The sequence below is a fragment of the Bacteroidales bacterium genome, assembly GCA_016707785.1.
Lineage (GTDB): Bacteria > Bacteroidota > Bacteroidia > Bacteroidales > UBA4417 > UBA4417.
Genome location: JADJGZ010000028.1, coordinates 17128 through 43781, shown reverse-complemented (window position 1 = coordinate 43781; position 26654 = coordinate 17128). Strand labels below are relative to the sequence as shown.

Below are 26654 nucleotides of genomic sequence, written 5' to 3'. Positions count from 1 at the left end.
TTTTCATTCGTTATTCTGTGTTAAATTTTTTTCACTTTGCTGAGTTTCCCCTGGATATGTAAATTATGTAATATTAAAGAGACCAGATGTAATACATTTTGCTCTTCTTCTATCCACCTTTGTATTGGCGTGGATGAAAGACATCCAATATTTTGAATATATAAGTTCACTTTTAAAACGAAAACTATGAAAAATGTTCTGATGGGTGTGGCACTCCTGTTTCTTTTAACATCATGTGGTTCCACAATTAATTTTCCGATATCCAGTGTGATACCGTCAGCTGTAATCACAGCCAAAGTAAAACAGGACAAAAGCAATAATTATTCAATATTTGTTAAGGCAGAAAACCTGGCAAGTGCCGATAGGCTATCCCCTCCAAAGGCAGTTTATATCGTTTGGATTGCCACCAGCAGCAACGGGATAAAGAATATTGGACAATTAAAGAGTAAGAACGCTAAAACGGCTACATTGGAAACAGTTTCTTCGTTTGGTCCTACTGAAATAATCATAACTGCTGAGAATCAGTCTGATATATCCTATCCTTCAGGTACAGAGATTTCAAGGGTGGCAGTCAAATAAATGCACTATTGGCCTTTATTAAGATAGGTAAGAATCCTGTTCCTCTCCAGGGAATCCATCCTGACTTTGGTATTCATTTTATCTATCCAGTAGTGCCATTCGTCCTTCGTATATTTTTCAGGAAGAAATAAAGTGTGGCAACCACTGCATTTCTGAATGTACAGCTTTCTTCCAGCCTGTAAATCAGTAATACTGACAGATGCTGTTTCCTGATTCGCTGTAGGAACATATAGAGCAGATGTACATGCAATTGTTACTACTGTCAGGACAAGAATCATGATTGTGATCGTTACCTTAGAATACATAGGAGAAGAGCAATCGAACCTGAACTTTTTCATACTCATTTAAATTTAGGTTGTTATTTGATTCTCCCTTGAAAGATGCTATCTGAGGCATTACAGTTAAATTAACCCAGAAGTTATCATACACATATGAAAAACCAGGCCCGGTAAAAATCGCACTATGTTCAAGTTCATTGTCAACAAAAACATTCCTGTATGCATTTTCCAGGGTGAGTTGAAACTTAGGACTTAATGGATAAGCTAAAGCAAGATAGCCTTCAATCTTATTCTCCTGTTCCCATTTGAGATCATTGCTGATATACCCCGGAGCAAATTCCGCCTCATAAACTAAGTTCGCAGCAATGTTGAGGCTCCCGATTTTCTTATCTACGATAATTTTTCCTTCAAGTTCATATTCGTTGGTTGAAATGCCCACTTCGCCATACAATGCAAGCCCAACCGGGTGTGCAACCGGATCAAGAATTTTAAGTTTCCATTCATTTGAGAAACCAATTTCATTTTCTGTCGATAGCGATTTGACATCGTTTTCGGTAACTGTCTTAGTCTTAGAAGTGATGTTCAAATAAAAAGCAGTCTGTAAATTTTTACCTAATCCGATTTCATATTCTGTCCGGTTATCATACCTGGCATAGTAATCGTCCCTGCCTGTCCGTAATGTGTGCCATGATTCCAACTCACGCTGACCTTTGTTTAAAACTGTACTTTGATAGGTATAAGTAAATAACCTGTCTTGCGCCTGTACTGTATTTATACCCAGGAGAACTGCACCGACCAGGGCAACCTTCTTAAAAACGTGGTTTGCATTCATGTGATTTCTTTTTGATTAAAGTTTGAATGCAAAGGAAGGCGGATAAAAAGGATGCTACAATCCCAATAAGTAGGTATTTTGTCAGTGAAAATCGACCATATTATTTAAAGCTGCATATAGTGTTAAACCTGAAATACTCTTTATGCCCAGTTTGAAGGTAATATTCTTACGGTGTGTGATAGCGGTGTGAATACTAATAAAGAGTTTATCCGCAATCTGCTTATTACTAAGACCTTGTGCGACCATGGTGAGCACTTCTATCTCCCTGGCTGAAAGTTGATTATCGGATTTTATATCAGATATTTTGGTAACGTAATCATTGATCTTCTGTATAATTGATTCTGTTGATTCATAGATATCAATGAATTCATCAAAATAATATTTCAATTCCATGGTCCCAATACCCACCATATAATTACCATTCGTTCTTAGAAGTTTCGCATATCTTTCCAGTTCATCAGTATATTTAGTATCAATAATAAGCAGCAGGTGTTTCCATTCTTTTAATACTGCATAATCAGGAACTGATGCAACAATATCACTTATCCCAATATTCTTTGCTAACAGGATATTTTTCAAGCCCTGTTGAATGATTGGAGAAGCATTTATTATGACAGCGGAACCGTTTTGCTTTATCATAGTATTAGTTAGCTAATAACTTTAAAAGCTTAGGGATCAAAATCTTATCCTCAAACCTCGCATGGTCGAGTTGCTCTTTCTCAAAGTGGGATAAAGTGTGTAACAGATCGTGAATCAAATCCATATTCACATTTTGAGGAATATGCCTGAGAATGATAGTTTTAAGATCACTGATCTCATTCTCAACATTGGTATGTTGCCTGAATAACTTTTTTATGTTCACTGATTTCTCATTCACATAATCCACCTTATTAACTAAAGGGAATATGTCAAGTTCTTCAAAATCAATATGCTGAATAAGTTTTTCTATGTACTGATTTAGATATTTTTCAATGATCAATAACAACTTATCGCCAGGCATTTGATTTTTCAATTGATCAATAAAACCGTATAACCTGGGAATGGTTACCTGCTTGTGATAGGTATGTGTTTGGGTAAGAAATTCTATTAATGGATTTAGTTCAAGGTCTTCAGGTTTTGGGAAGTAAGTTGCTGAAGAATAAGTATTTAAAACAACCAATACGAACCTTACATCTTTGGCATTATCATCACAAACCTGGCGGATGTTTCTTTCTCCCATTTTTGAGCTTAATCCAAGCCTGTGAATAATTGGAAGCAAATCAATATTCCTTCCGACTACATCGGATAACTTGTCGTTTTCGGTTATCATGGGTGGGTATTTTAAACGGGTAAGTTGATTCTTTTTGTTTGAAATGCAAAATTCATAGATTAAACCCAGATTTCGGCATATTGTTAAAATGGAGATACCAGGAAATAATCATTTAGTGTTCATGCCTATGGTGCAGGTCAGGAAAGTGAGGGTGTTCATGTGCTAAGGGATGATGCTTATGCACATGAGAATGCCATTTACCTGCCGGTATTGATAGATCATCATGGTCATGATCGTGGTGTCCATCATTGTGTTGGTGGAAATGGAGGTGTTCCATTTCGATATGTGTGTGCTGATGTTTATGTTTTAACAGGTATATTACGGTAACTGCAAGAGCTAACAGGATCAAAGAGATGACATGAACCCATTGAAATGAATCGCGATAGATTATATAGGATAGAATTACTCCCCAAATTGGGGCAGTAGAGAATAATATTTGTCCGCGGGTTGCCCCAAGATTCTGAGCAGAAGTTACGTATAACATAATACTGAACCCGTAAGAAAATATACCAACCAATAATGCAGGGCCGACAATTCCTAATTTTAATGGTTCGCTTGAAATTAGACAACCAATAGTTAAATTGACTGATCCGGCCACTATTCCTTTTAAGAAGGTTACAGACTGGGGAGAAGCGCCATCAGTAAGGGAAGTAAGATGATTATCAATAGCCCAGCTAATGCAGGCTGCAGTAATAAAAAGAGCTGCAATGAAATTACCTGACCCCTCCCCAAGTGATGTAATTACCCCGGCAACTATTGTTAATATAACACCTATCCATGTATTTCTATCCAGGGTGTCTTTAAAAATCAACACTCCTAAAATAGCAGTCGCTGCAAGTTCCATATTTAACCAGATTGAAACAGATGCCGCATCAGCAGTTCTAAGTCCAAATAGCAAAAGTACAGGTCCAAGAAAACCTCCGAAAAGTATAATTCCGAGTGTTTTTATTTTGCTGCCAGGATGGAATAACATCGACAACCTGTTGTTTTTACGGAAAATAAAAGGAAACATTGCGATGGCAGCACCAAGATAAAGGATGCCTGCCAACTGGAATGAGTTTAAACTATTCAAAAGTAGTTTACTGAAGGGAGTAGCTACACCAAAAAGGAAACCTGAAAGGATGCCTGTAAAAATAGCGAAACGCTTCATATTGTATTATTTAGCTTCTTTCCGGAAAACGTACCATTTTAAGTCAGAAAATGGATAGTTTAGTGTTGAATGCCCTAGTTTTTCAGTAAAAAAATTGAATATTCTCTTTTTGCCAATAATGTCTGGTATCATTGAATCAATTAAAGAGATAGCATGTTTGAGGTTTATCTGTTTTTTAGGATACCCCTTATCAACAAAAAAAAGCTGATGTTGTCTGAAGAGTTCCCGGAGGGAATCGTCGGAGAACCAGTGAATCACTGATGGAGGTGAATATTCATGCCAGTATTTACCTAATAATCGTGCAATCCAGCTATTTCTGTCCCATGATTCGACTAAAACCATACCACCAGGTTTTAATAAGTTGAATACATTTTCAAGTGCCTGATCAATGTTATGGAAATGGCCTATCACTTGAATTAGGGTAATCAGATCATACTTATCATTACCATTGAATGATTCCAGGTTTCCAACCTCAATATTCAGGTCAAATTTTTTGTTACCAAATTCCGCCATTGATTTGTTTGGTTCTATCCCGGAGCATTCCCAACCCTGAAGCTTAAATCCGTTTAACGCAAAGCCAGCTGCACATCCAACATCCAGTATTTTACCCGGAATTTTAAATTTTGAGATCAGCTTTGCGTAACGGATCCCCTGATTTATTAAAATTTCTTCCTCATCCAGATAATTAGGATAGCCATCTTTGCCATCAAAGAAATAAGCATCGGAGTATGTTTTTGAGATATGTAACATAGTGTCATCACTGATCCTGGTATATCGGTGGCCACACTTCGAACATTCAAAAACAGTATATAGCCCTTTCGTGAACAAAGCGGTCTTCGGACTTAAACAATCATTAACAGAGCTACAATCTTTCATACACAGATCTTAGGTTCTTATATTTCAATCATAGGTAATATTGAATGACTTTTTAGATTTCATATTGAGCCAAAATGACAAAACTGTATTCAGTTCGTATTCAGATTTCAACAGCTTATCTATTGCCTGGTAGGTAAAAGACAGCTCCATCAGGTAATTGATCAGATTTATTTCGCCTTTATCCAGTGCTTTTTTCAAAAGCATAGGATTTTGAGAGGATTCAATCAATTGCCTGTATTCAACTGCCATTTTTTGAAGACTTGCCGCTTTATCGTGCTGAAGTTTTAACTGATTATAAAATTGCAATTTGCTGTCAAGCTCCATCCCTTGAAAGGCTATGGTCTGAGCACGGGCATATTTCAACTTGTTTTTGTTTTCCCACAATGGAATTGATACTCCAACAGTAACACCCTGGAAATGTTCACCGGAAAGGTTTTCGCTCATGTACCCGGCTGAAGCTTTAGGAAGGGACTGTGCCTGATTCAGTTTCTGCTGTTTCATACTTACTTCTACCTCCTGTTTCAACCATAGCAATTCTGGATTGATTTGTTCAACTCTGCTATACCACTGATCGAAATCGGTTGGTAGCACCCGGGATGGCAGGTAACTTTGTGTCAAATCAATGGTAATTCCTCCATTCAAAACAGAAAGTTGTTTCAACACAGCATTTCTTTCTATAGTAAGCATTTCAACTACCTTCCTGTAATTCAGCAGGTTAAGCTGAGCTTTATTATGTTCCAGAATGCTGACATCTCCCTTTTCATACAGTCGTTGAAATGCATCTGCGAGGTCTTGTGCGTGTGCCAAACGCTTTCCATTCTCTTCAATTTCAGCATTCGCGTAGATAAGATCAACAAAGATTAAACGGGCTCTAAGCAAAATATCCACCCGTTGCTTCTTATACTCAAGTTCTGCCTGAAGATTGCGTGAATCAGCAATTTGTCGGCGGTACCTATATGCCGTTGGAAAGTCGAATGATTGTTTGATGTTTATATCCGTCCGGTTACCTATGGCATCCCTTCCACCCCAGAGGTAATTATATCCTGCTTCCGGGTTTTGAAGGTAAAGCCCTGTCTGGTTTCCCAGTTTTTCAGCTTCCACACTTTTTCTCAAAGCAGAAAGGGTTGTGTTATTCCTTTCTACCATTGATAAAAGGCTGTCAACAGATATCTGCGCTGTTAATGAAACAGGCAAAATGAAAAGCAGGACACCTATTTTTATGTACTTCTTCATACGTTATCGTTTTTAATAATTCCACGATTGAATAAAATGCTGTACACGATTGGCACAATATAGATATTGAGTAAGGTTGATGTTAACAATCCACCTAAAATTACCTTTGCCATCGGGCTTTGTATCTCATTACCTGATAAATCACCCCTTAATGCGAGTGGAATAAGAGCAAGGGCGGCTGTGAGAGCGGTCATCAGGATGGCGTTTAATCGGTCGGATGAACCTCTTGTAACCGTTTCGTAAAGTCCGATTCCCTGGCTTTGTAGCCGCTGGTAATTGGTAATAAGCAGGATACCATTGCGGGTTGCAATACCAAAGAGTGTTATAAACCCAATAATTGCCGGGATACTCAATACGCCTGAGGTGAAATAGATTGCAAAGACACCACCAATTAATGCCAGAGGCAAGTTAAGTAATACAACGCCTGCCAGTTTGAAGTTTTTAAATTCCTGGAAAAGAAGCAGGAAAATGATAAGTATTGCGAGTATGGAAGTGATAAGCAATGTTTTTGAAGCTTTTTCTTCACTTTCGAACTGTCCACCATATTCAACGCGGTATCCTTCTGGAAATGTAATTTTATCATTTACATTTTTCTGTATTTCCTGAACAACACTGCGAATATCACGGCCTGAAACATTGGCAGAAACAACCACTTTACGCTGAACGTTTTCCCTGCTGATGCCACTTGGCCCGGAAACCGAAACAACGTCAGCAACCTGCTCCAGAGGGACTTTCTTACCATCATGTGTATCAATTAATGACGAACGGATTCCTTCAATGGATTCGGTATAGTCTTTATTAAGTCGTAAAACGAGGTCGAACCTTCGCTGTCCTTCATAAATATCAGATAATTTCTCACCACCAAAAGAGATGTCAACAAATTCATTGAATTGATCGATCGTAATGCCATACTGTGCCAGCATTTCACGATTGGCCCGAATCTGAATCTGTGGGATCTCTACCTGCTGATCCACATTAACATCTACTAATCCTTCAACATCAATAATGGCACTTTTTATTTCATTTCCGAGTGTAAACATCTTATTCAGGTCTGTTCCAAAAACCTTAATGGCGATATTGGCTCTTGTGCCGGAAATCATATGGTCGATACGGTGCCCCAATGGCTGTCCTATTGTTGCCGCTATTCCTGGAACTCCGGCTATCTTTGCCCGAACCTCTGACATAAATTCATCGCGACTACGGTCCTTAAGCTTAAAATTTACGTCTACTTCTGCACTGTTCACTGTTTGCGAATGTTCATCCAGTTCACCACGGCCGGTGCGCCGGGCTGTACTCACCACTTCAGGGATTGATAGTAATTCAGTTTCAACCAGGTTACCTAAACGATTGCTTTCGTCCAGGGATGTTCCCGGTTTGCTGACTACAGATAAGGTCAATGAGCCTTCGTTAAATTCGGGAAGGAAACTGCGGCCCATTGTTGAATACAGGATGAGAGAAACAATAAACAGCCCGAGTGATGAGAATACAACAGCCCGTTTGTGCTTCAAAGCCCAGCCCAGTGATTTATGGTATTGTTCAGTAAGTTTGCGGGTGAGCCATTTATCCTTTTCATTTTTCGCAAGGTATTTCTCATCCGAAAGCAGCATTTTACACAACAAAGGGGTGAGTGTCATTGCCACCACAAGTGAAAGGAACAAGGATACAATAAAAGCAATTCCAAGCGGTATTAGCATCCTGCCTTCCATACCCGAAAGGAAAAATAAAGGCAGAAAAGCCACAATAATGATAAGGGTTGCATTTATAATGGAGGCTCTTACCTCTTTGGAGGCTTCTAAAACTACTATAAAAGCATTCAACCGACTATGAACCGGGAGCTGTTGATTCATGCGGAGTCGTTTGTACACATTTTCCACATCTATAATGGCATCATCAACCAATACACCAATAGCAATGGCCATGCCGCCCAAACTCATGGTATTGATATTCAGGCCCAGGAGTTTCATTACTATGATTGATCCCAACAATGATATAGGAATGGCCAGCACCGAAATTATTGTAGTGCGAAAACTACCAAGGAAGAGAAAAAGAATAATAATAACGAATATTGCACCTTCAATTAAGGCGCTTTGAACATTCTTCACAGAGGTTTCAATAAAATCGGCCTGACGGAAAATTTTAGTATCCAGTTTAACATCGGGAGGCAATGATTGCTGCAGTGTAGATAAATTTTCTTCGATGCGGCGTGTTAAATCAAGGGTGTTAGCATTGGGCTGTTTTGAAACGGAAATGATAACCGCTGGTTTTGCGTTTTCGGCAGCATAGCCCATTTTTATTGCACTTCCTATCTTCACAACAGCCAGATCATTGATCTTTACAGGCCTGCCATTTACCGATTTAATATAGGAGTTGCCTAATGCATCTATATCCGCTGTTCGGGCGATCCCCCTGACAACATATTCGTTGCCATATTGGCGCAAAGCACCACCGGATGAATTTTGGCTTATGCCCTTACAAACTTCAGCCAGTTCGCTCATTGAAACATTGAAATAATTCATTCGCTGTGGATCGGCAAGTACTTGATATTGTTTGTAATCGCCTCCTATAATTGTAACCTGAGAAACCCCGCCAGTTGCCAGAAGCAATGGTTTAATGTTCCAGTCGGCTATAGTGCGCAGGTCCATCATGCTGGTGCTATCAGCCTGCAGACCCAGGAAAAACATTTCACCCATTACACTCGACTGCGGGGCAAGCAAAGGCTGTCCGACACCGAGTGGCATTTGCGTAGTAACGCTGATTAGTTTTTCGCTTACCACCTGGCGGGCTTTGAAAATATCTGTTCCCCAATCAAATTCAACCCAGACAAACGAGAATCCCTGTGATGAAGCCGAACGCACCCGGCGAACATCCGTAGCACCATTCATGGCTGTTTCGATAGGAAAAGTAACCAAACGCTCTACCTCTTCCGAAGCCATACCATGAGCATCAGTCATCACAACTACTGTAGGTGCGGTAAGGTCAGGGAACACATCAACATCCATATTTCTGGCTGTCTGTAACCCGATAACCACCACAACAACAGCACATAACAGTATAAAGTACTTATTGCTAAGTGAAAATTTTAAAATTGCATTTAACATTTTCGTCTCCTTTCTTAATGAACATGTCCTGAATGAGCATCCAAAGCACCTGAAGCCTGGGAAAGCTTAACCAGTGTGGCACCTCTGGTAACGATCCGGTCGTTCATGGAAATACCTTTTATCAGCTCTGTTCTTAAGCCATCAGTTGCTCCCGGAAAAACTTCACGTTTCTCGAAAAGTTCAGGATTTATCTGAACGTAAACGAAATAGTTGCCTTGTTCTTCCATTAAGGCTTCATTGGGGATCGTTAAAGCCTGGGTATTGGCAGTGGTTTTAAGATACATTTCAACGAACCCTCCTGAAATGAAGTTTCCTTTATTATCAATCTGTATACTTACTGGGATCAGATAATTGTCGCTATTTGTATTCCGCCCATACGACAATACTTTTCCATTCAACTGAGCCAATGTAAATGCCTGATCATTATTTGGTATGCGAATATTGGCATCAGATATATTACCCAATAAAGCCGCATATTTTTGCTGCACTTCCGCGAGTAACACCAGGGTTTTGTTTTGCGAAATACTTACAATTGGCTGACCAGCTTCTACATATTGACCGTTTTGGACAAAAAGTTGTTTAATGAATCCACTCATCGGACTACTTATATTTTGTCCCTTTGCACTGAAATTGGCTTTAAGATTGTCGAAAATTGCTTTAGAGTTTTCATATTGGTTTTTTGCCACTAAAAAATCTTTATCAGAAACTATTTTATCCTTTGCAAGCTCTGTCATCCGCTCAAAATCGGCTTTTGCCTTCTCATAATTATTGCGGGCTTCCACAAACCGGACTTCTGAATTATTCTCAGCCATGCTGCTTCCTGAAACAGTGCACAAAAGCTGACCGGATGAAACACTTTTGCCTTCCAGCACATTACTTGCAGAAAATGTTAATATTCCGCTGGTTTTTGCTGAAACCATAATTTCATCGCCCTGCGCTGATTGAACCTGGGCAATGGTTTTAATGACCTGTCCGAAAGGTTCAGAATGGGGCATTTCAGTGGCAAAATCAATTTTCCATGATTGTTCTTTTGTAAATACTGCCGAAAATGGCGAAGATTTCACCAAAGCCTGGGCAGCTTTTACAGCATCTTCTTCTTTAGAAAAAACCGTGATTCCTTCAACCACCAATTGTGATTTTCCTTTACTATTGGAAATATCATAGATAATCTGTCCTTTGCCTGGAGTATCGGGAATAAGGCTAAAGTCGTAGATTCCCTTGCGTGTAGGCTGATCAAGCTTTTGCTTTACCTCCTTATTCCCAATAATGAGCCGGATCGTTATACTTCCATCGATAACTGCTTTAAATTCAGGGATATGCGTAAAATGTGAAAGCACACGGGATTTCTCACCTGCAACAAAAGGTGCAGCTTCGGCAAAAACCTCATAGTCCGGATTATATGATGTTAATTTAAGACTAACCTCATCATGCGAGGCAGCTTCAGAAGCTTTTTTATCATCCTTCTGGTTCTGCGAACAGGCTGAAAGCAGTGTCGCAAGTATGGCAATGATGAAAATTCTTAGATTCATGAGACTAGTTTAATGGTTACAAATCTGTGCATTATGGTCATTCTACGGAATGAGTAAATAATCCTTATATGGGAATACACTCTTGACAAACAAAAGGAGGAAAAATGAAAGGATGGTTGGCTAACAAAACTGACAATACCTGCAAACGCAGGATATTCCTAAAAAAGAAAAAGAAAGCCGAAACCTAGGCAGCAGGAGGACCGCGGAATTGAATATCCCGACTCAAAAAGAAGATAGAAGGTTTCTGATGATCAGTTCGTCGGAATAGGGTGGATTCCGGAATTATATTCTGATGTATATATGGTAAAAAAGCAACTAATTGCTGGCTATGATCAAAATCCAAAAAAGAATCTGAAGCAAGAACTGGGGCTGATCGCAAGGCACCTGAGCGGAAAATGATGACCTGATCTAAAACAAACTTGCTTGTTTTGCCACCATCGTGCTCATGCGAATGACTAGCCGGTGACTCAGAATCGTTGTCATGGTGATGATTAATAATTTCTGCGACAAACTTGCTAACAGCAATATGATGGTGATGTGGAATAATGGCATGCCCAACCAGTATGCAACCGGCAAGAAATATAAAGAACGTCTTTATAGATTTCAAAACCATCATTCTTTCATGATAAAAAGCAAAAGTAAGTAATTGTTCTTCTGTTATTGAGAATGCTTACAGGTCGATTAACAATAAATTAACAAAAAAGAACCATAATTACTCTGATGCATCCATCACCGGCATCATTTTAATACACGGAATGCACCAGGGGGCATTAGACTTAATTAAATTAAAAAAACATTTCATTATCCTATTGGCATCCCTATTTACATATATTTGCATTAAATAATACCTGAAAGTATTAATTTATGTTTATCAGCAAAACATCTGAACACGCGCTTCGTATTCTCACTTATATGGCGCTCAATAGCGAAACAAAGTTTTCAGCCAAGAATCTGTTTGAAGAACTTCATATTCCCAAGCGCTATCTCATGCGTTTACTAACCGATTTATCCAAAAACGGATTTATTAAGGCTACCCGTGGTAGAAGCGGTGGTTACGTTTTTGCCAGGTCACTTGACACAATCTATTTTTCCGAAATTATCGATTCGGTGGAAGGACTTTTATCCTTTGAAGGTTGTGTATTGGGCAATACTGTATGCCCGGTTGATAAACCATGTGCATTACATCAAATTTGGGAAAAACCAAAACAGACCTTTCTCGAAACATTAAAGACAACGACACTTGCTGATTTGAGCCGCAGTAAACAAATCTGATTGCAACAATAATTAGAACCCGTTAATCATTAATCTAAAACGAGAAATTATGGTAGACTCGAACACTGTCCTTCAGGGACAAACATTAATTTACACTTTATATGTGCTTGCGATCCTGGCACTGATGGGATGGTTCGCCTATCGTGTAACCACTAAAGGTCCTTCTAAAGTGAAGCCGGCCTTCTTTTACACTTTTGTGGGATTTCTTATCCTGTTGGGTGTAACAATCCATATGGTTACCCTGCATACCATACCCTGGAAACCAATGGATATGAACAGGGAAAACATCAAAGCAGACAAGGTTTTTGACATCAGTGTTCAGAATCACAAATTTCAGCTACCGGCAGAGAAAATGGTGATTAAGACTAATGACAAGGTTTTATTTAATGTTAAATCAGCTGATCTGACCTATGGATTTGGATTGTTTCGTAACGACAATACCATGGTTTTCCAGATGCAGGTTTTACCCGGGCACAACAATGACATTTTATGGCAGTTCGACAGAGCAGGTGTTTACTCTATCCGTTCAACCGAGTACTCCGGTCCTGCCGGTGTGTTTATGATTGAAAAGGATGTTGTCGAAGTAACAGATTAATTTGAACACTTTAAATAAAAAAACTTGTTGATATGAGCTATATAAATACCTTAATGAATGGAGAACTGGGACTTTTCAAACACACCTCCCTCACTCCTATGCAGAAAATTACCCTTCGTTTTGTCGTTGTCGGTCTTCTTTATTACGGGCTGGTGGTGATCGAAGGGATGATCATGCGTATGTATGCTGTCACACCGATTGACGCAGTTACCACAAATCAATATTTTGCCATACTAACAGCACATCCCCTGGTTGGTATCTTTGGATCCACCTACTCCATTGTTTTTGGTGCATTTTTGTTTCTCGTTCCTTTTCTGATGAATAAACCCCTGTGGAGTATCAAAATGGCCAACTGGACGTTCTGGTGCATTGCCATCGGTACCTTTATTTTCTGGGCAGCCGGTTTTATATCACATTATGCACCGCTTTATACCCTATATTGGCCGCTGCCCGCCGATTTTACACAATTCAGTGTAGTAGGTGGTACCTTTTTTATTTTGGGAATTGCCATAGTCATGGTCGGAACAGTGTTGTTTGTTATAAATATTTTTAAAACCATTGTGTATACTCCTGATGGTTGGCAAAAACAACCTGTAGCTGCTTTAATGGGATCAGCGTTTGGGTACAGTGGATTAAAAAATCTCTTTAAGAAAAAGGAAGACCGGAAAGAACATCTTGTATCACTCCCTGTTGCTGCTATTGCAAGAGGTACAGTAGATGTTGCCCTGAATGCCGCAATTATACTTTTTACAGGTGTACTGATACTTGTTTATATGGTAGGGTCTTTACTCGGATTTGATCTGAAAGAAACAGCCGTTGATGCATTGCTTTACAAAAACTGGTTTTGGTGGGGACTTGACCTTATTGCTGATGGTTTGGTGCTGATATTTGTTGCCGGTACCTGGTACCTGCTTGCCACACTGATCACCGGAAAGAAACTTTTTATGGAAAACTGGGCTCGTGCTGCCTTGCTCCTCGAATTGATTGTATCCTGGACGGTTTGGTCACATCACCTAATGAGTGACCAGGGGCAACCCGGATGGCTAAAGGTTGTTTCAGGAGAAATGGTCACAGCTTTTGAACTAATTACTCAAGGTCTTGCATTTTTCATCACACTTGCTACTTTATGGAGTGCACGACCATTGAAAATGTCGAATCCGTTAAAATTCCTGTTAGGTGGTTTACTTGGATTTGCACTTGCGGTTCCGGCTGGTATCATGCAAGCCGATCTTGGACTCAACAGGATATTGCATAATACTCAATGGATCATCGGGCCACATGTGCATGTAGCTATTCTTGTTGGATTAAGCATGACTTTGTATTCAGCTATTTATTTCCTGTTGCCGATTCTAACAAATGGAGCCAAGCTCTATAGTGAGAAACTTACCAATATTCATTTCTGGTGTCATCTGCTTGGCGGTATCGGAATGGGAGCCTTTATGGGAATGGCCGGATTACATGGAATGCTGCGACGCACTTTATACATCAATGGTGAATTCATGCCATACATGGTGCTGGCTGCAATTTCCGGAGCGCTGCTTTTAATTGCTTTTATAGCTTTCCTATATAACATTATCATGACTGTAGGGATAAACGGATTGCTAGGTATTTTCAAAGCTCCAAAATTAAGAACAACTGATTTGCTGCCTAAAGCATAAGCCGATCACAGAAATTGTTTTTATATTTTCATGGTTTAATAGGAACGGATAAACGCCATCAGGTTTAAGCAGAATTGATAAGAAACTGTTAGAGCCCCTGATTGGATAGTTTATCCGTTCCATTTTCTGAAAAGTATTGCATTCTTCTAAATTCAACCATTCTTGAGTAATAAACCTTTAAGGTAAATCCATATTTTTACAGATCAGGGCAGCAATAGCTTTATAAAACAAGCCCGGTTACCGATAGTGCCAAAAACTATGTTTAAGGATACAGGGTTCAGAATGCAGAAAATTTTGAATCCGACGATAGCGAATTGTTTATAATTACAGAAGATAATAAGGTCTTCTAATATTAATAATTACAGGCTATTGTTTTATATTTAAGTATATTTGTACTTAATACCTTAATCAATATTCATAACCCAAAATTATTTCGTATGAGAAAATCAATTACATTCATTTTCGTTGGCTTTCTGGCCATTTCTTTGGTTATCAGCTCATGCAATTCCGGAGTAAAAGAAAGTAGTAATAACAGTTCAGCCCCTAAAACCACAACTGTTCCTCTTTCCGGACAATCCGGAGTTGAGGATGATGCATCACAAAAAGACGTTGTTAAAGTGGCTGTTGGTTCAGCAGATCACACAACACTGGTAGCCGCCCTGCAAGCTGCTGAATATGTTGATGTATTGTCGAACGCGGGTCCGTTTACAGTTTTTGCACCAACCAATGACGCTTTCAATAAGTTACCGAAGGGCACCGTTGAAGGACTTGTTAAGCCAGAGAAAAAAGCAGATTTGCGAAATATCCTCGAATATCATGTTTATGTTGGCAAACTTGATCAATCATTCTTTAAAGATGGACAAACGCTCGGTATGGTTAACGGGGGGAAAGTCACCATGGGTGTAAAAGACGGAGAAGTTACAGTGAACGGCGCAGGTATTGTTGCTTCAGTACCTTGCAGCAATGGAATAATTCATGTCATTGATGCGGTTCTGTTGCCACCGGCAAGATAGATTGTGAACCAACAACAAAAAAATCCCGGGTTGTATTGATGTTCAATCCGGGATTTTTTAATAGGATCAGCTACTTGTATCACAAATTTTTTCCTTTGAATATCCGTAAAGCGATTACAATAGGAACCAAAACCCAGGTAAGCATTACTGTAACCGCAAGCACTATACCAAAGGAAGATCCGAAAAACTGGTTGAAAATTGCACCAGTGTAACCCATCAATGCAGAAATATCCATCTTTAACAGCACCAGTATGCGAGCGAGATCAACAGGATTAAAGCAACTCATAAATATAGTTAATTTTTCCAATGGATAATCTGAAAAGGCAAACATCACCATCAGTATTATACCATCAAAGATTAACGTGAAATAAAACCATAGCAACACAGAGATTCCGATTCCTCGAGCTTTGTCGCGTGTAAGTACCGATGCCAAAAATGCAAGGGATACAAATACCATAGTTAGAAGAGTACCTGATAATAAGAAATACCAGCCCACAATAGTTGCATCGAAGATTAGTACCGGTAAACCTATCCCTAACCAGAATGCAAGCAGCAGTGAAAGTCCGACACCACAATAGACACCTAACAGAATATTACTGCGTTTCAAGGGTTGCGATACAAGCAATTCAATGAATTCGTAAGAATTAAAGAAGTATATGGTCGTGAATAGAATACTTACTAGGGGAACCACAATTAAAAGCACTGTAAGCAAGCTGCTAAGTCCTTTGGATACATCTTCATTCATCAAGAATAGACCAAAAGAACTTAAAGATAGCAGTACCACATATGCCACAAGTATACGATTTCTTAAAATGTCATGTAAAACATATTTACTAATTTTTCGCATAGCAGATTATTTTAGCAAATGGAACAACGCTTTTCCTAACCTCTCTTCTCCCGATTCGGATTTAATTTCAGCTATGCTTTTGTAAAATAATGCTTCCCCCTCAACAATATAGGCTATGCTGTCAGCAATTTCTTCGACTTCACTCATAATATGCGAAGTTACAATGAGGAGTTTGCCAGCTTCTCTTTCTTTATGAATCTTTTGTTTCAGGATTTCTGAAGCTAATGGGTCAAGACCGGCTGTGGGCTCATCGAGTATAATTACATCAGGATTGAACATGAATGCAAGTGCTGCACTTACTTTTTGCCTTGTACCTCCTGAAAGCACCCGCATTGGTTTGCCAAACATTTCTTCAAGATGAAAAGTAACTATCAGTTCTTCATCAAAGTTATCCTTCAGGCGGATTTTACCCAGGTCTTTCATCATACCGAATAAGTAGCCCATTAGCATGTTATCCGGATAACGGCCGATTTGGGGCATATAGCCTATTCTTTTTTTATACTGCACATCACCTTTAATATCTTTCCCATCGAACAGAATCCGGCCTTCATCAGGTATCACCATACCTAACAGACATTTAATTAAGGTAGTCTTACCGGAAGCATTCGGACCCACCAATGCTACAACCTGATCAAGATTAAAAGTGAGGTTGATTCCTTTCAGAGCCTTGACTTTTCCATACTTTTTATATAATCTTTCTATCTGGATCATTATCGAATTATGTGCATTGAAGGTTCAGTATCATATAAGTTTACATATGACAAGGATGGTAAGGCCTTTTCCGCTTCATCCAGCAATTCTGCCACAAAACTTCTGAGCAGGAAGACAGCTGAAGGAAGTTTCTCGATAATCTGCGAATAGAGGCTAACCGGCCTATAGGGCAGATCGCCCTTCCCGTCGCGATTCAAGTCGTAACCACTGTATTTATCCCAATAGTTACCCTTCAGATAATTGAGATTTTCACTTCCATTTGTTGTAAAATCAAAAGTATTTCCCAAAAAATTATTCAGAAGAAAGGTGTCTTTTTCACAGTTTGCCAACATCCTGACTGCCAGTCCATTATTTAAAAAATTATTACGTTCCACTTTAACTTCATTAGTCCCTTCCATGAAGATCCCTGAAGTATTTTTAGCAAATGTATTGTTTGAGATATAGCTTCGACTGATATCTTTCAACAATAATCCATAAGATGAACTTCCCCAGTTTCTTTCGAAAGTATTGTTAATCATCCTGATATGTTTAGTATACATAACAGCTACTCCACTCCCGTTGTTCCTAAAAATATTATATGCATAGTTGTCGTTATTAGAAAACATGAAATGAAGTCCGTACCGGTGATTGTTCTCACTCAGATTATGGCTGATTTCACAGAATGTTGCAAATTCGAAATAAATGCCATCACGTTGTCCGTATATTTTATTGTTATAAATATTGATATGGTTTGAGTACCATAGATGTATGCCGTTTCCTGACTGTATTACAGAGTTATTACCACGAATAATATTCCCACTGATTGTTCCCCCGTTAACTTTTGCTAAATAGATACCAAAACAGGTATTTTCAAGCAGGTTATTAAGAATTTTAACTCTATCACATTTTTCTACCCGTATCCCAGCCTTATCCTTTATGTTTGAAAACCCGCTATTGCGGATCACAAAGCCGTTAATGGTAACCTGGGGTGCTGAAATAATAATTACATTGCTTTTCTTTTGTCCGTCGAGCACAGGCTTGCCAATACCGATCAGACTGATTGATTTATCAATAAGGATATCTTCAACATAATAGGTTGATTCTGTCACTTTAATGATATCTCCGTTTTGGGCTGAATTCAGTGCTTTCTGAATAGTGTTGATCTTTGTGCCGGATTTAACAGTAATCTCGCGGGCAACAACACTGATGGAAAAAGAAGTAAGAAAAAAAATTATACTGCATGAAACAAAATAATGTAACATTATAGAGTGGAGGAAATTAAATGGTGGGCTTCCTTCATCGAATCGAATACTCAAGCGCTTAGTTATTAGTTTCATTATTATTTAATAAGATCCTTCCAGGACAAAATCTGTCCTCCAAGGCTCGTCTGAGCTACCTTTGCGGATGTCAGGTCCTTAAAAGAAGCGAGGTTACCACCCATAGGACTTTGAATACTATCACCATGCAGGTAAAAAGCAGTTGTTGCATCCACAAGACTTCCTGGTTTGTTATAGTCGCTCATGAAATATTGATCCTTTTCATTTACTCCATTTTTTTTAACATATCGCACAAGACATTCACCTGCATCAAAAGTATAAACCTTTCCTTTTGAAGTAAGCAATCCTGCGGCATACTGTGGATTCATTACTGTCATTCGACAAAGCTCACAATTATCCTTGCCATAATTTATTGGACGCATTTCGTTTTTACAGGAGCCAATAAGCATCAAAAGGATAAGGGGAAAGGAATATATGATTTTTACTCTGAGTTTCATCACAATGCAATTTGTTAATCAAACGTTTTCGGGATTTGCAGTCGGGCTGATTTCGAAGCACAAATTGTCAACCAGTGCTAAACTTGAATAGAAGCACAAAGCTTCTGGTGTGTAAGTCACCCCGCCTGACGCAAAACCAGTGTTAGTGGCGGTGTGCAATCTGATCACCATTCTCATAGTTTGGCTGGGATGTTCATTTAGATAAAACGACTTTCCCTGTCTTATCAATTATTAATTCTTGCTCAAGTCCAGTTTCAGTCAAACTAATCACACCTGCAAAACCATCAACAAATGGTGAAGCAACAGTATATTTTAATGGAATGACCAATTTACCTGTCGTATCAACATATCCACATTTTCCATCCTGACATACGACTGCGAGTCCTTCTGAGAATCCCTCTGCATAGTCATATATATCTTCTGATAATGGAACTCCCTTTTTGCCGATGAAGAAATACTTTTCTTCCTGATTTTGTATTAATAATAGTCCATTTCTAAAATAACCATATTCGGTTGGTTGTCCCCCTTTAAGAGCAAAAATTATTTTCCCGGATTTATCAATACATTTCCAATTGTTTACACCGTCATCATGTGCCATATAAACGACTAGTGCAAGCCCTTCCGAAAATTGATTTGCGATATCGAATTGATAATTAATAACGTTATTACCTTTTTTATCAATATAACCCCATCTACTAACTGATCTTACAGCGCATAAATCATCCGAAAAGTCACTTGCTTCTGCAAAGTAAGGAGGAACAACTTCTTCACCAAAATAATCAACAAACCCAATTTTACCACCTACTTCCATTTTTATTAACCCATCTGAAAAATAATAAGGGGTTGTTAATTTGTCGTACTTGAATTGGGTTAACTCCTTTCCGGCTTTATTTAGCAGAGCCCATTTACCAGATTTATTAACAGTTGTAATACCAATACTATTTTCAAAGGGATTAATATAAGTGTAAATAAAAGGAGTCAATTCGCAACCAGTTCTATCAATTATACCATACCCATTATTTTCTCCCTTTGCAACAACAGCTACACCATTATAAAATCTAGTTCTATCCAAGTACATCGAGTAATACTTCATTTCAATAACGAGTTTACCCGTCTTATCAACAAAACCAATTTTCCAGCCTGACTTTGTTTCTTGACTTACCGCTGCCAGACCTTCTGCGAAGTAATTGGCATCATGATATTTAAACGGAACAATGACCTTTCCATTAAAATCAATGAATCCTGTTTTATCATTTAAACGAGCCTTAATTAGGCCTTCATAGGGATAATCTAAATTCTGATACTTAGGTTCAACTAACACTTTTCCAGAACTAAGTATTTTTATGCCCCATTTTCCATTAGCATCTTCAAATGGAATAGTGTCAGTACTTTGAGAATGTAATTGTGATGACAGAAGGCAGATCAAAAATAGACCGATGATTATTCTCATAGTTTGTTATTTTTTTGTTTTTTAACAACCTGATTGTTTACAATGCTGCTAACACATGTGTAAATGCCAAAGTAAGTGTGTATTAAGGGCGAATGTCAGTATGAGGCCTGTTTGTGTTGTAAACCTGCTCATATAAGGCTACTCCAACAATAACAAGTGCTGCGCAAATCACGAGATATCCACCTATATCGGGAAAAGAGCCAGCAAGAAAGTTCAACAGTTGTTTATATCCAAGCATAGGTGGCTGATAACTCATTCCAGGGACTTTGATTGCCGCATGAGGGTCCAGGTTATGGCCATAATCATAAAGCCATTGATAAAAATCATAAAAGGCAATACCCGCAGCAACTATCAAAGATGTGATCCAGGCCCATAATAATTTTCGTTTGCGAAGGCCGGCCACTAACATGCCAAAAGCAATAAGCAAAGCCAGTACCCATGGCATAATTTTGAATTCCGGAAATTCATCCTTATGAATTAATTTCATGCCTATATAATGATTTAATCCATTTATTTTCTCCACATCACCAGTAATTTTGTTTAGCCAGATTTTCATCTCCAATCCTTCAGGATATTGGGGTGCTTCGAGAATAATTTTCCAAAATGGAAAGAAAAATGCCCCGATCATCAGAGTTGAGCAGATAAATATTATCAATCGTGAACTGTTTTTCATTATCCAATTTAACTTTAAGTGAAATCAAAGCAGAGAAGATCGATATTTAGCTTTCTCAGAAACAAATCTCAACCTTCCCTGCATGATTGTTTTTAATTAAGCCACGGGAGATGAATCATTTTTATTTAGCAGTAGCACCACCAGAGAATGTAAGCGGAACATTAGCCGAAGCTGGAGATACCCTGGCGTAACCTTGCATTTCCTGGTGCAAAGCTGAGCAAAAGTCGGTACAGTAAAAGGGGAACATACCTGTCCGGGCTGGAATCCATTTAAGGGTAGCTGTTTCCCCGGGCATTATTAACAGCTCTGCATTATTGGCACCTTTAATTGCAAACCCATGAGGCACATCCCAATCCTGTTCAAGGTTTGTAACATGGAAGTATACTTCATCGCCAAGTTTGATTCCTTCAATATTGTCAGGATTAAGATGTGAGCGGATAGCTATCATGTAAACATCAACTCTGTTACCATTGCGTACAACTTTCGCTTTAGCTTCCGATTTGGCAACAAAAGGATTACTGTTTTCTTCAATTTTAAAGAATTTTTTCGAATTTTTTACAATCTTATCGGCTGCAATAGCTTGGGCATAATGAGGTTCCCCAATGGTTGGGAAGTCGAGGAGTAAAGTCATCTTCTCTCCACTGATGTCAAAAAGCTGAGCAGATTGAGTTAATTCAGGTCCGGTAGGTAAGTAACGATCCTTTGTAATTTTATTTAATGCTATTACATACTTCCCGCTGGGTTTGCGTGAATCCCCCCCTGGTACACACAGATGTCCAATAGAATAATAAGTTGGAGCACGATCAACAACCACTCTCTTCTCCAGGTCCCATTTTACAATTTCCGATGAAACAAAAAATGAAGTATAGGCAACGCCTTTATCGTCGAATTCAGTATGTAAGGGCCCCTAGTCCTGTTTGTTGAACCTCACCGGCCAGTACCTGATCATATTTCAAAACCGGAATTCCAGAAACTTCTCCCTCTATTGCCTTACTTTCAATGGCTTTTATCATTTTCTCGAATGAGAATACAGGAATTGTAGCCGCTAATTTTCCACTGGCCACAATATATTTCCCATCAGGACTTACGTCACAACCATGAGGTGACTTTGGGCAAGGCATATAATACACCAGGCCTGGCATTTCTTCTGCCAGAATGACAGTTACTTCTTTTTCTTCTTTTGAAGTAGCAGAATGTGATTTTTCATCATACATATTATGCATGTAGCGAGCAGGAATTTTTTTACCTTTTCCCTGTGAAATCAATTCTTCCGCTTTTTTCCAGTTTATTGCCATAACAAAATCTTTGTCATTCTGGCTTGCATTTACTTCAAGGAGGTTATGTGCCTGTTCTGAATTATAACTGGTAAAAAACATCCAGTCATGTGAAACACCTTTGCCTGCATGTGCCAGGTCATAATTGAATCCGGGAACAATAATCTGAAAAGCAACGCTCATCTCTCCACTTTGAGGATCAACCTTTACAAAAGTAGCAGCTCCTTTAAAATTCTCCTTATATGTTTCAATAGGTACATCATCTTTCCCATCAACAGGAATTGAGAATCGGGAATTCCCAACAACATATTCAGTATTCTCTGTACAAAAAGGCGAAGCATGATTTCCACCGGCATTAGGTAATTCAATTATATCAACTGTACGAAATGTAGTGAGGTCAATACGTGCAATACGAGGTGTATTGTTTCCATTTATAAAAATCCAACGACCATCGTCTTCACCATTGGTTTTGCTTAGCTCCGGATGATGGCTGTCCTCCCACGGCACAAAACCAAATGATGTATTAAGCATTGGCCGGGTTTCTTCAGTATATCCCCAACCAGTAGTTGGATCCTGTGAAAACACCGGAATATTTTTCAGAAGACGGCCTGATGGAAGCCCGTAAACCCCGAGCTGGCCACTAAAACCACCTGATGTAAAGAGGTAGTATTCATCGAACTTGCCAGGTGCTACATACACTTTTTGTGCTGCATCTCCAGCCATCATGCTCCCAACTTTTTTAGGTTTACATGATGTGAATGAACCGCCAATCAAAGCGATAAGGGTCATTCCAACCAGTATTAGACTGAATATTTTCATAAGAGTCGATTAATGGGTTAGTACTTTATTGGAGGATTGAGATTCTTACTTATTGTCATTCTGACGAAGATATTCCAGAATATTTCTGGCGTCTTCATCACCAATATTCTGATTAGCCATTGGGGTGAGCATCTCCTCATACAACTTTTTGGCTACCGGATCGGATTTCATCATCAATTCAGGATTCGTTATCATGTTCATGATCCATTCAGGTGTTCTGCGTTGAGTGACACCTTCCAGCCCCGGACCAACGAACTTCTCGGCAGATAACTTATGGCATGTGGTGCATTTGGTGGAGAATACAACTTTACCCAAATCAGCCTTAGCAGGGTCAATTACTTCAAGTTTAACTTCGGTAAACTTTCCTACTCCTTTGCTATCATTATATGCCTTGGTGTCAATAACAACACTGGCAGCTTGAACCTGTGCTTTGTCTGGTGCGTTTGTTTTTGATCCACAGGCATTAAATAATAGGATCACTCCAATTAAGGTTAGACTTCGAAAAGTGAAATTGTAAATTAGATGTCTCATTTTGTAATTTATTGAATTTAGAACTAGGTTAGATGATATCTATTTGCTGAAAATTTAGTGCATCGTACTGGCTCATTTATTATATGAATCTTCAAGTTCATCGATTAGAGCAAGGAAATCGTTCGCTACTAAACCATTTGAGTGGTCAAGTTCAATTTTGTTAAACTCAAGCAATAACAATTCCTGATCGGCAAGTGAAAATACTTTGTCAGCCAAACGGAACAGCACGGTGTTCTCTTTAGCGATATGATTCCTTAGTAATTCAGTATAACCCAGCATATTGCTGATAATGGCATTTAATGCACCCGAATCACCTTGTTTAAACAGTGCAATATGATCCGCCATTCCTTTGACAAAATTCCGACCCTGCATATGATCGTGGAGCATGACGGCTACAGGACCTGATTCGTTCGAAAAACCTTTCTGAACCATCAACGGAAAAAGGAATTTTTCTTCTTTGGCATGATGAAGTCCATCGGCAAATCCACGGATCACTTTTACTATCGTTTCCATGTGTTCTGTATTTGGATCTGTGGATCCAGTGATTTGTTCCATAACTTCTATCAGACGAAGTATATGCACATGATCATTTTCAAGGTTCTCGGTTGCAGTTTTCATGAAAGGAATGCTTTACTCAGCTAGTTTAATTGCTTTTGGGTACAAAATATTATTTTCGAGATGCACATGAATATGAAGATCATTTTCGAATTGTTCCAGCATCTTTAGAGATATCCGGTATGTGTTACATGCATCCGAAGGAATATGATATCTATTTGTCAAAACAGCTATCTTATCCATCGCACCACCTGCAAACTCATGTTCACCCCGCAAACAATTAACTTCCGAAATGATGATTGTTTTAACCTCAGGAGTAGCTGAAACCTCGGCTTTTTTTATAGCAGGAAACACTATTTCTTCTTCTTTTATCAAATGCTGCAACAGCTCTTTCTGAATTTGAGCAAATAACTCAGCAACTTCCAATAACTCAGGATGGTGATCACCATGAACCTGGGCTATTTTCTGAGTATAAAAAGATAATTCAGGCAAGTTTCTTCGGACAAAATTATGATGAGTATTAATTATGTAGTCACTTAAGAAACCAAGTTCCCATTCATTAAAATTTATTGTTCCGCCTAAAGGCCGTTCAGTTAGAAGATTGAGTTGCTTAATTATTGCTGCTAAATCTGAACCCTTTTCCTTGCAGGCCTCAGAAAGAAATTTATACCCTCCACAGCAGAAATCGATACCAGCTTCCTTGAATAATTTTGCAGCACGGAAATCCTTGGCAACAATTTCGCCAATTGTTATTTCTATATTTGACTCAAACTTCATAGATTTAGATTTAAACTTCGGTGACAAATATATATATAAAAACGATTAAAATACAAAAAGGTCTTTTATTATTTAACAAAAATATTTTAATACCTTTGCATAGAATAATTTATCCTTCTAAAGGAAAAAAAATGTTTAATAAAGAAACTGAATATGCACTTAGGGGTTTAGTTTATATTCAGATGCAGAACTCTGATGGCAAAAGGCCTGGTATTGCTGAAATCTCTGAACAAATTGATGCACCTTATTTTTATACAGCTAAAATATTACAGCGATTAGTCAGACAAGGATTTGTTAAATCACAGAAAGGAAAAGGAGGCGGATTCTATTTTGATAGTAAACAGCCTGATTTATCCTTAAAAAAACTGATTATAGCTACAGAAGGAGACAAACTGTTCAATGGTTGTGGTTTTGGTTTGAAACAATGCGATGATAACAACCCCTGCCCTCTTCATGAAAAATATGCTCTAATAAGGGATGCTCTCATTAAATTGGTCACAGAGGAAAATGTACAAAGTCTGGCTCGCGACATACTAAGAAATGGAGAAAAGTATTCACCCAGGCTTAAATAATAAACTGGAATGTAGCCACAATGTCAGAAGAACTTATTCACTTTTCCGAGCATTACCTAAACCTTCAAAATTATAGCACTGGACTAATTGAAGGGAATAATGGTAAAAACCTGTATGAGAAATACAAAGCAGACATTGAAGCAGTTACTTCTTCAGAAACTATGCAATTATTAGACTTTTTGCTTCAGCAATATCCTTTCGAAACTGTCAAGAAGAATGTAGGTAAACTTATCAATATATTTTATAAATCGCTTAAACACCAGAAATGGCAAATGCCTTCCGAAGACCATTTTCTAAGCTATATGATGCAAGAGAACAGAGCTGTGGAAAAGATTATTGCCGTTCTACGTATTAATATAAAAACTTTCTTAAGTTGTTCGGATGAGAACAGAAGCTACAATGCATTACAAATACTGCAGGATATTAAAGATCTGAGAGCTTATGAACTTCACTATGTAAAAAAAGAAAATATTTTATTCCCATATATTGAAAGAACATTCCCTCAATATGGTTGTCTTAAACTGATGTGGTCATTTCACGATGATTATCGCAAATCACTAAATGACCTGGAGAGAATCCTTATAGATTCCCCAACTGAGCCGGCGCAGTTCAATAAAGAGTTAGGGCGCTTGTTTTTTGTGGTACTTCCTGTTATTTTCAGGGAAGAGCAAATAGTTTATCCGGTTGCATACAGGGCTATTCCGGAAAGTGCCTGGCAGGATATGCTTGTACAGGCACATGAAACAGGCTGGTGTTATATAAACCCGCCTAAAAAATCAGAGTTCAATAAAACAGAAAAAACTATTGCATCCGGGACGATTGACCTGGATACCGGAGTTTTAAAAAGGGAACAGATTATCCAACTTTTTGAGAACTTGCCGGTAGATATCACATTCGTTGACGAAGAAGATACCGTTCGTTATTTTTCCGGTGGCAAGCACAGGATATTCCCAAGGTCCAATGCAATTATAGGAAGGAAAGTACAAAACTGCCATCCACCGGAAAGCGTTCATATCGTCAACCAGATCGTTGAAGCGTTCAGGAACGGCAGTAAAAGCGAAGCCAATTTCTGGATAACTATGAAAGGGAAATTCATATACATCCGTTATATCGCTTTGCGTTCATCAACCGGTGAATACAAAGGAACCATCGAAGTGAGCCAGGATGTTACTGATATTAGGTCACTTGAAGGGGAAAGACGGTTGCTAAGCTGGGAGGAATAAAAATTATTGCGAATTGGGTTGTGAAGGTACGTTCATCACCACTTTCT

Annotated in this window: 26 protein-coding genes and 1 pseudogene; 7 read left to right on the top strand and 20 right to left on the bottom strand. The window is 38.7% G+C overall.

Annotated elements, in window-relative coordinates; all coding sequences use genetic code 11:
• Positions 1 to 186: 186 nt before the first annotated feature.
• Entirely contained in the window at positions 187 to 579 is a 393-nt protein-coding gene (locus IPH84_14725) for a hypothetical protein (GenBank protein ID MBK7174448.1), read from the top strand.
• Positions 580 to 584: 5 nt separating this feature from the next.
• Here the strand turns inward: IPH84_14725 and IPH84_14720 are convergent, their stop codons facing one another.
• The 10 genes from IPH84_14720 to IPH84_14675 form a co-directional block, all read right to left on the bottom strand.
• On the bottom strand, positions 585 to 917 hold the full coding sequence (locus IPH84_14720) for a hypothetical protein (GenBank protein ID MBK7174447.1): 333 nt from the start codon (positions 915 to 917) through the stop codon (positions 585 to 587).
• The gene (locus tag IPH84_14715) at positions 874 to 1689 is read right to left on the bottom strand and encodes a hypothetical protein (GenBank protein ID MBK7174446.1); all 816 of its coding nucleotides are present in this window, start codon (positions 1687 to 1689) and stop codon (positions 874 to 876) included. Before IPH84_14715 ends, IPH84_14720 begins: the two co-directional genes overlap by 44 nt.
• 81 nt (positions 1690 to 1770) lie before the next feature.
• The gene (locus IPH84_14710) at positions 1771 to 2328 is read right to left on the bottom strand and encodes a helix-turn-helix transcriptional regulator (protein ID MBK7174445.1); all 558 of its coding nucleotides are present in this window, start codon (positions 2326 to 2328) and stop codon (positions 1771 to 1773) included.
• Between the two features lie 4 nt (positions 2329 to 2332).
• Positions 2333 to 2998 (bottom strand): hemerythrin domain-containing protein, encoded by a 666-nt coding sequence (locus IPH84_14705; protein MBK7174444.1) that lies wholly within the window; start codon positions 2996 to 2998, stop codon positions 2333 to 2335.
• A 112-nt stretch (positions 2999 to 3110) separates the two neighbouring features.
• A complete protein-coding gene (locus IPH84_14700; protein ID MBK7174443.1) occupies positions 3111 to 4148 on the bottom strand; it encodes a DMT family transporter in 1038 nt (345 codons plus the stop codon).
• A 6-nt stretch (positions 4149 to 4154) separates the two neighbouring features.
• Complete coding sequence (locus tag IPH84_14695) at positions 4155 to 4898, bottom strand: class I SAM-dependent methyltransferase (protein ID MBK7174442.1); 744 nt, start codon at positions 4896 to 4898, stop codon at positions 4155 to 4157.
• Positions 4899 to 5048: 150 nt separating this feature from the next.
• Positions 5049 to 6257: a TolC family protein gene (locus IPH84_14690; protein ID MBK7174441.1), complete on the bottom strand. Its 1209-nt coding sequence runs from the start codon at positions 6255 to 6257 to the stop codon at positions 5049 to 5051.
• On the bottom strand, positions 6254 to 9355 hold the full coding sequence (locus tag IPH84_14685) for an efflux RND transporter permease subunit (GenBank protein MBK7174440.1): 3102 nt from the start codon (positions 9353 to 9355) through the stop codon (positions 6254 to 6256). The genes IPH84_14690 and IPH84_14685 overlap by 4 nt, the downstream gene beginning before the upstream one ends.
• A 14-nt stretch (positions 9356 to 9369) precedes the next feature.
• Positions 9370 to 10884, bottom strand: a complete 1515-nt coding sequence (locus IPH84_14680; protein MBK7174439.1) for an efflux RND transporter periplasmic adaptor subunit — start codon at positions 10882 to 10884, stop codon at positions 9370 to 9372.
• 184 nt (positions 10885 to 11068) lie between these two features.
• On the bottom strand, positions 11069 to 11491 hold the full coding sequence (locus tag IPH84_14675; GenBank protein ID MBK7174438.1) for a hypothetical protein: 423 nt from the start codon (positions 11489 to 11491) through the stop codon (positions 11069 to 11071).
• A 257-nt stretch (positions 11492 to 11748) separates the two neighbouring features.
• Here IPH84_14675 and IPH84_14670 point away from each other — a divergent pair, with 257 nt between their 5' ends.
• The 4 genes from IPH84_14670 (at position 11749) to IPH84_14655 (ending at position 15422) form a co-directional block, all read left to right on the top strand.
• Entirely contained in the window at positions 11749 to 12156 is a 408-nt protein-coding gene (locus IPH84_14670; protein MBK7174437.1) for an Rrf2 family transcriptional regulator, read from the top strand.
• A gap of 49 nt (positions 12157 to 12205) precedes the next feature.
• On the top strand, positions 12206 to 12751 hold the full coding sequence (locus IPH84_14665) for a cytochrome C oxidase subunit II (GenBank protein ID MBK7174436.1): 546 nt from the start codon (positions 12206 to 12208) through the stop codon (positions 12749 to 12751).
• A 32-nt stretch (positions 12752 to 12783) separates the two neighbouring features.
• A complete protein-coding gene (locus IPH84_14660; protein ID MBK7174435.1) occupies positions 12784 to 14409 on the top strand; it encodes a cbb3-type cytochrome c oxidase subunit I in 1626 nt (541 codons plus the stop codon).
• 437 nt (positions 14410 to 14846) lie between these two features.
• Complete coding sequence (locus IPH84_14655; protein ID MBK7174434.1) at positions 14847 to 15422, top strand: fasciclin domain-containing protein; 576 nt, start codon at positions 14847 to 14849, stop codon at positions 15420 to 15422.
• A 79-nt stretch (positions 15423 to 15501) separates the two neighbouring features.
• Here the strand turns inward: IPH84_14655 and IPH84_14650 are convergent, their stop codons facing one another.
• The 10 genes and pseudogenes from IPH84_14650 to ric form a co-directional block, all read right to left on the bottom strand.
• Positions 15502 to 16269, bottom strand: coding sequence for an ABC transporter permease subunit (locus IPH84_14650; GenBank protein MBK7174433.1), 768 nt, complete (start codon positions 16267 to 16269; stop codon positions 15502 to 15504).
• A 6-nt stretch (positions 16270 to 16275) separates the two neighbouring features.
• Positions 16276 to 16980, bottom strand: a complete 705-nt coding sequence (locus IPH84_14645) for an ATP-binding cassette domain-containing protein (protein MBK7174432.1) — start codon at positions 16978 to 16980, stop codon at positions 16276 to 16278.
• Positions 16980 to 18221: a nitrous oxide reductase family maturation protein NosD gene (gene nosD, locus IPH84_14640; GenBank protein MBK7174431.1), complete on the bottom strand. Its 1242-nt coding sequence runs from the start codon at positions 18219 to 18221 to the stop codon at positions 16980 to 16982. The genes IPH84_14645 and nosD overlap by 1 nt, the downstream gene beginning before the upstream one ends.
• A gap of 77 nt (positions 18222 to 18298) precedes the next feature.
• Positions 18299 to 18733, bottom strand: coding sequence for a nitrous oxide reductase accessory protein NosL (locus IPH84_14635; GenBank protein ID MBK7174430.1), 435 nt, complete (start codon positions 18731 to 18733; stop codon positions 18299 to 18301).
• 193 nt (positions 18734 to 18926) lie between these two features.
• Entirely contained in the window at positions 18927 to 20183 is a 1257-nt protein-coding gene (locus IPH84_14630) for a WG repeat-containing protein (GenBank protein ID MBK7174429.1), read from the bottom strand.
• Positions 20184 to 20265: 82 nt separating this feature from the next.
• Positions 20266 to 20856: a hypothetical protein gene (locus IPH84_14625; GenBank protein MBK7174428.1), complete on the bottom strand. Its 591-nt coding sequence runs from the start codon at positions 20854 to 20856 to the stop codon at positions 20266 to 20268.
• A 121-nt stretch (positions 20857 to 20977) separates the two neighbouring features.
• Positions 20978 to 22949: pseudogene (nosZ, locus tag IPH84_14620) on the bottom strand (Sec-dependent nitrous-oxide reductase).
• Positions 22950 to 22994: 45 nt separating this feature from the next.
• On the bottom strand, positions 22995 to 23480 hold the full coding sequence (locus tag IPH84_14615; GenBank protein ID MBK7174427.1) for a c-type cytochrome: 486 nt from the start codon (positions 23478 to 23480) through the stop codon (positions 22995 to 22997).
• Between the two features lie 72 nt (positions 23481 to 23552).
• Positions 23553 to 24098, bottom strand: coding sequence for a hemerythrin domain-containing protein (locus IPH84_14610; GenBank protein MBK7174426.1), 546 nt, complete (start codon positions 24096 to 24098; stop codon positions 23553 to 23555).
• 12 nt (positions 24099 to 24110) lie between these two features.
• The gene (gene ric, locus IPH84_14605) at positions 24111 to 24812 is read right to left on the bottom strand and encodes an iron-sulfur cluster repair di-iron protein (GenBank protein ID MBK7174425.1); all 702 of its coding nucleotides are present in this window, start codon (positions 24810 to 24812) and stop codon (positions 24111 to 24113) included.
• A gap of 20 nt (positions 24813 to 24832) precedes the next feature.
• Between ric and IPH84_14600 the strand changes: the two genes are divergently transcribed.
• Both IPH84_14600 and IPH84_14595 read left to right on the top strand, forming a co-directional pair.
• A complete protein-coding gene (locus IPH84_14600) occupies positions 24833 to 25384 on the top strand; it encodes an Rrf2 family transcriptional regulator (protein MBK7174424.1) in 552 nt (183 codons plus the stop codon).
• Between the two features lie 20 nt (positions 25385 to 25404).
• Positions 25405 to 26607 carry a DUF438 domain-containing protein gene (locus tag IPH84_14595; GenBank protein ID MBK7174423.1) on the top strand — a complete coding sequence of 401 codons (1203 nt, stop codon included), beginning with the start codon at positions 25405 to 25407 and terminating at the stop codon, positions 26605 to 26607.
• The last annotated feature ends 47 nt before the right edge of the window (positions 26608 to 26654 follow it).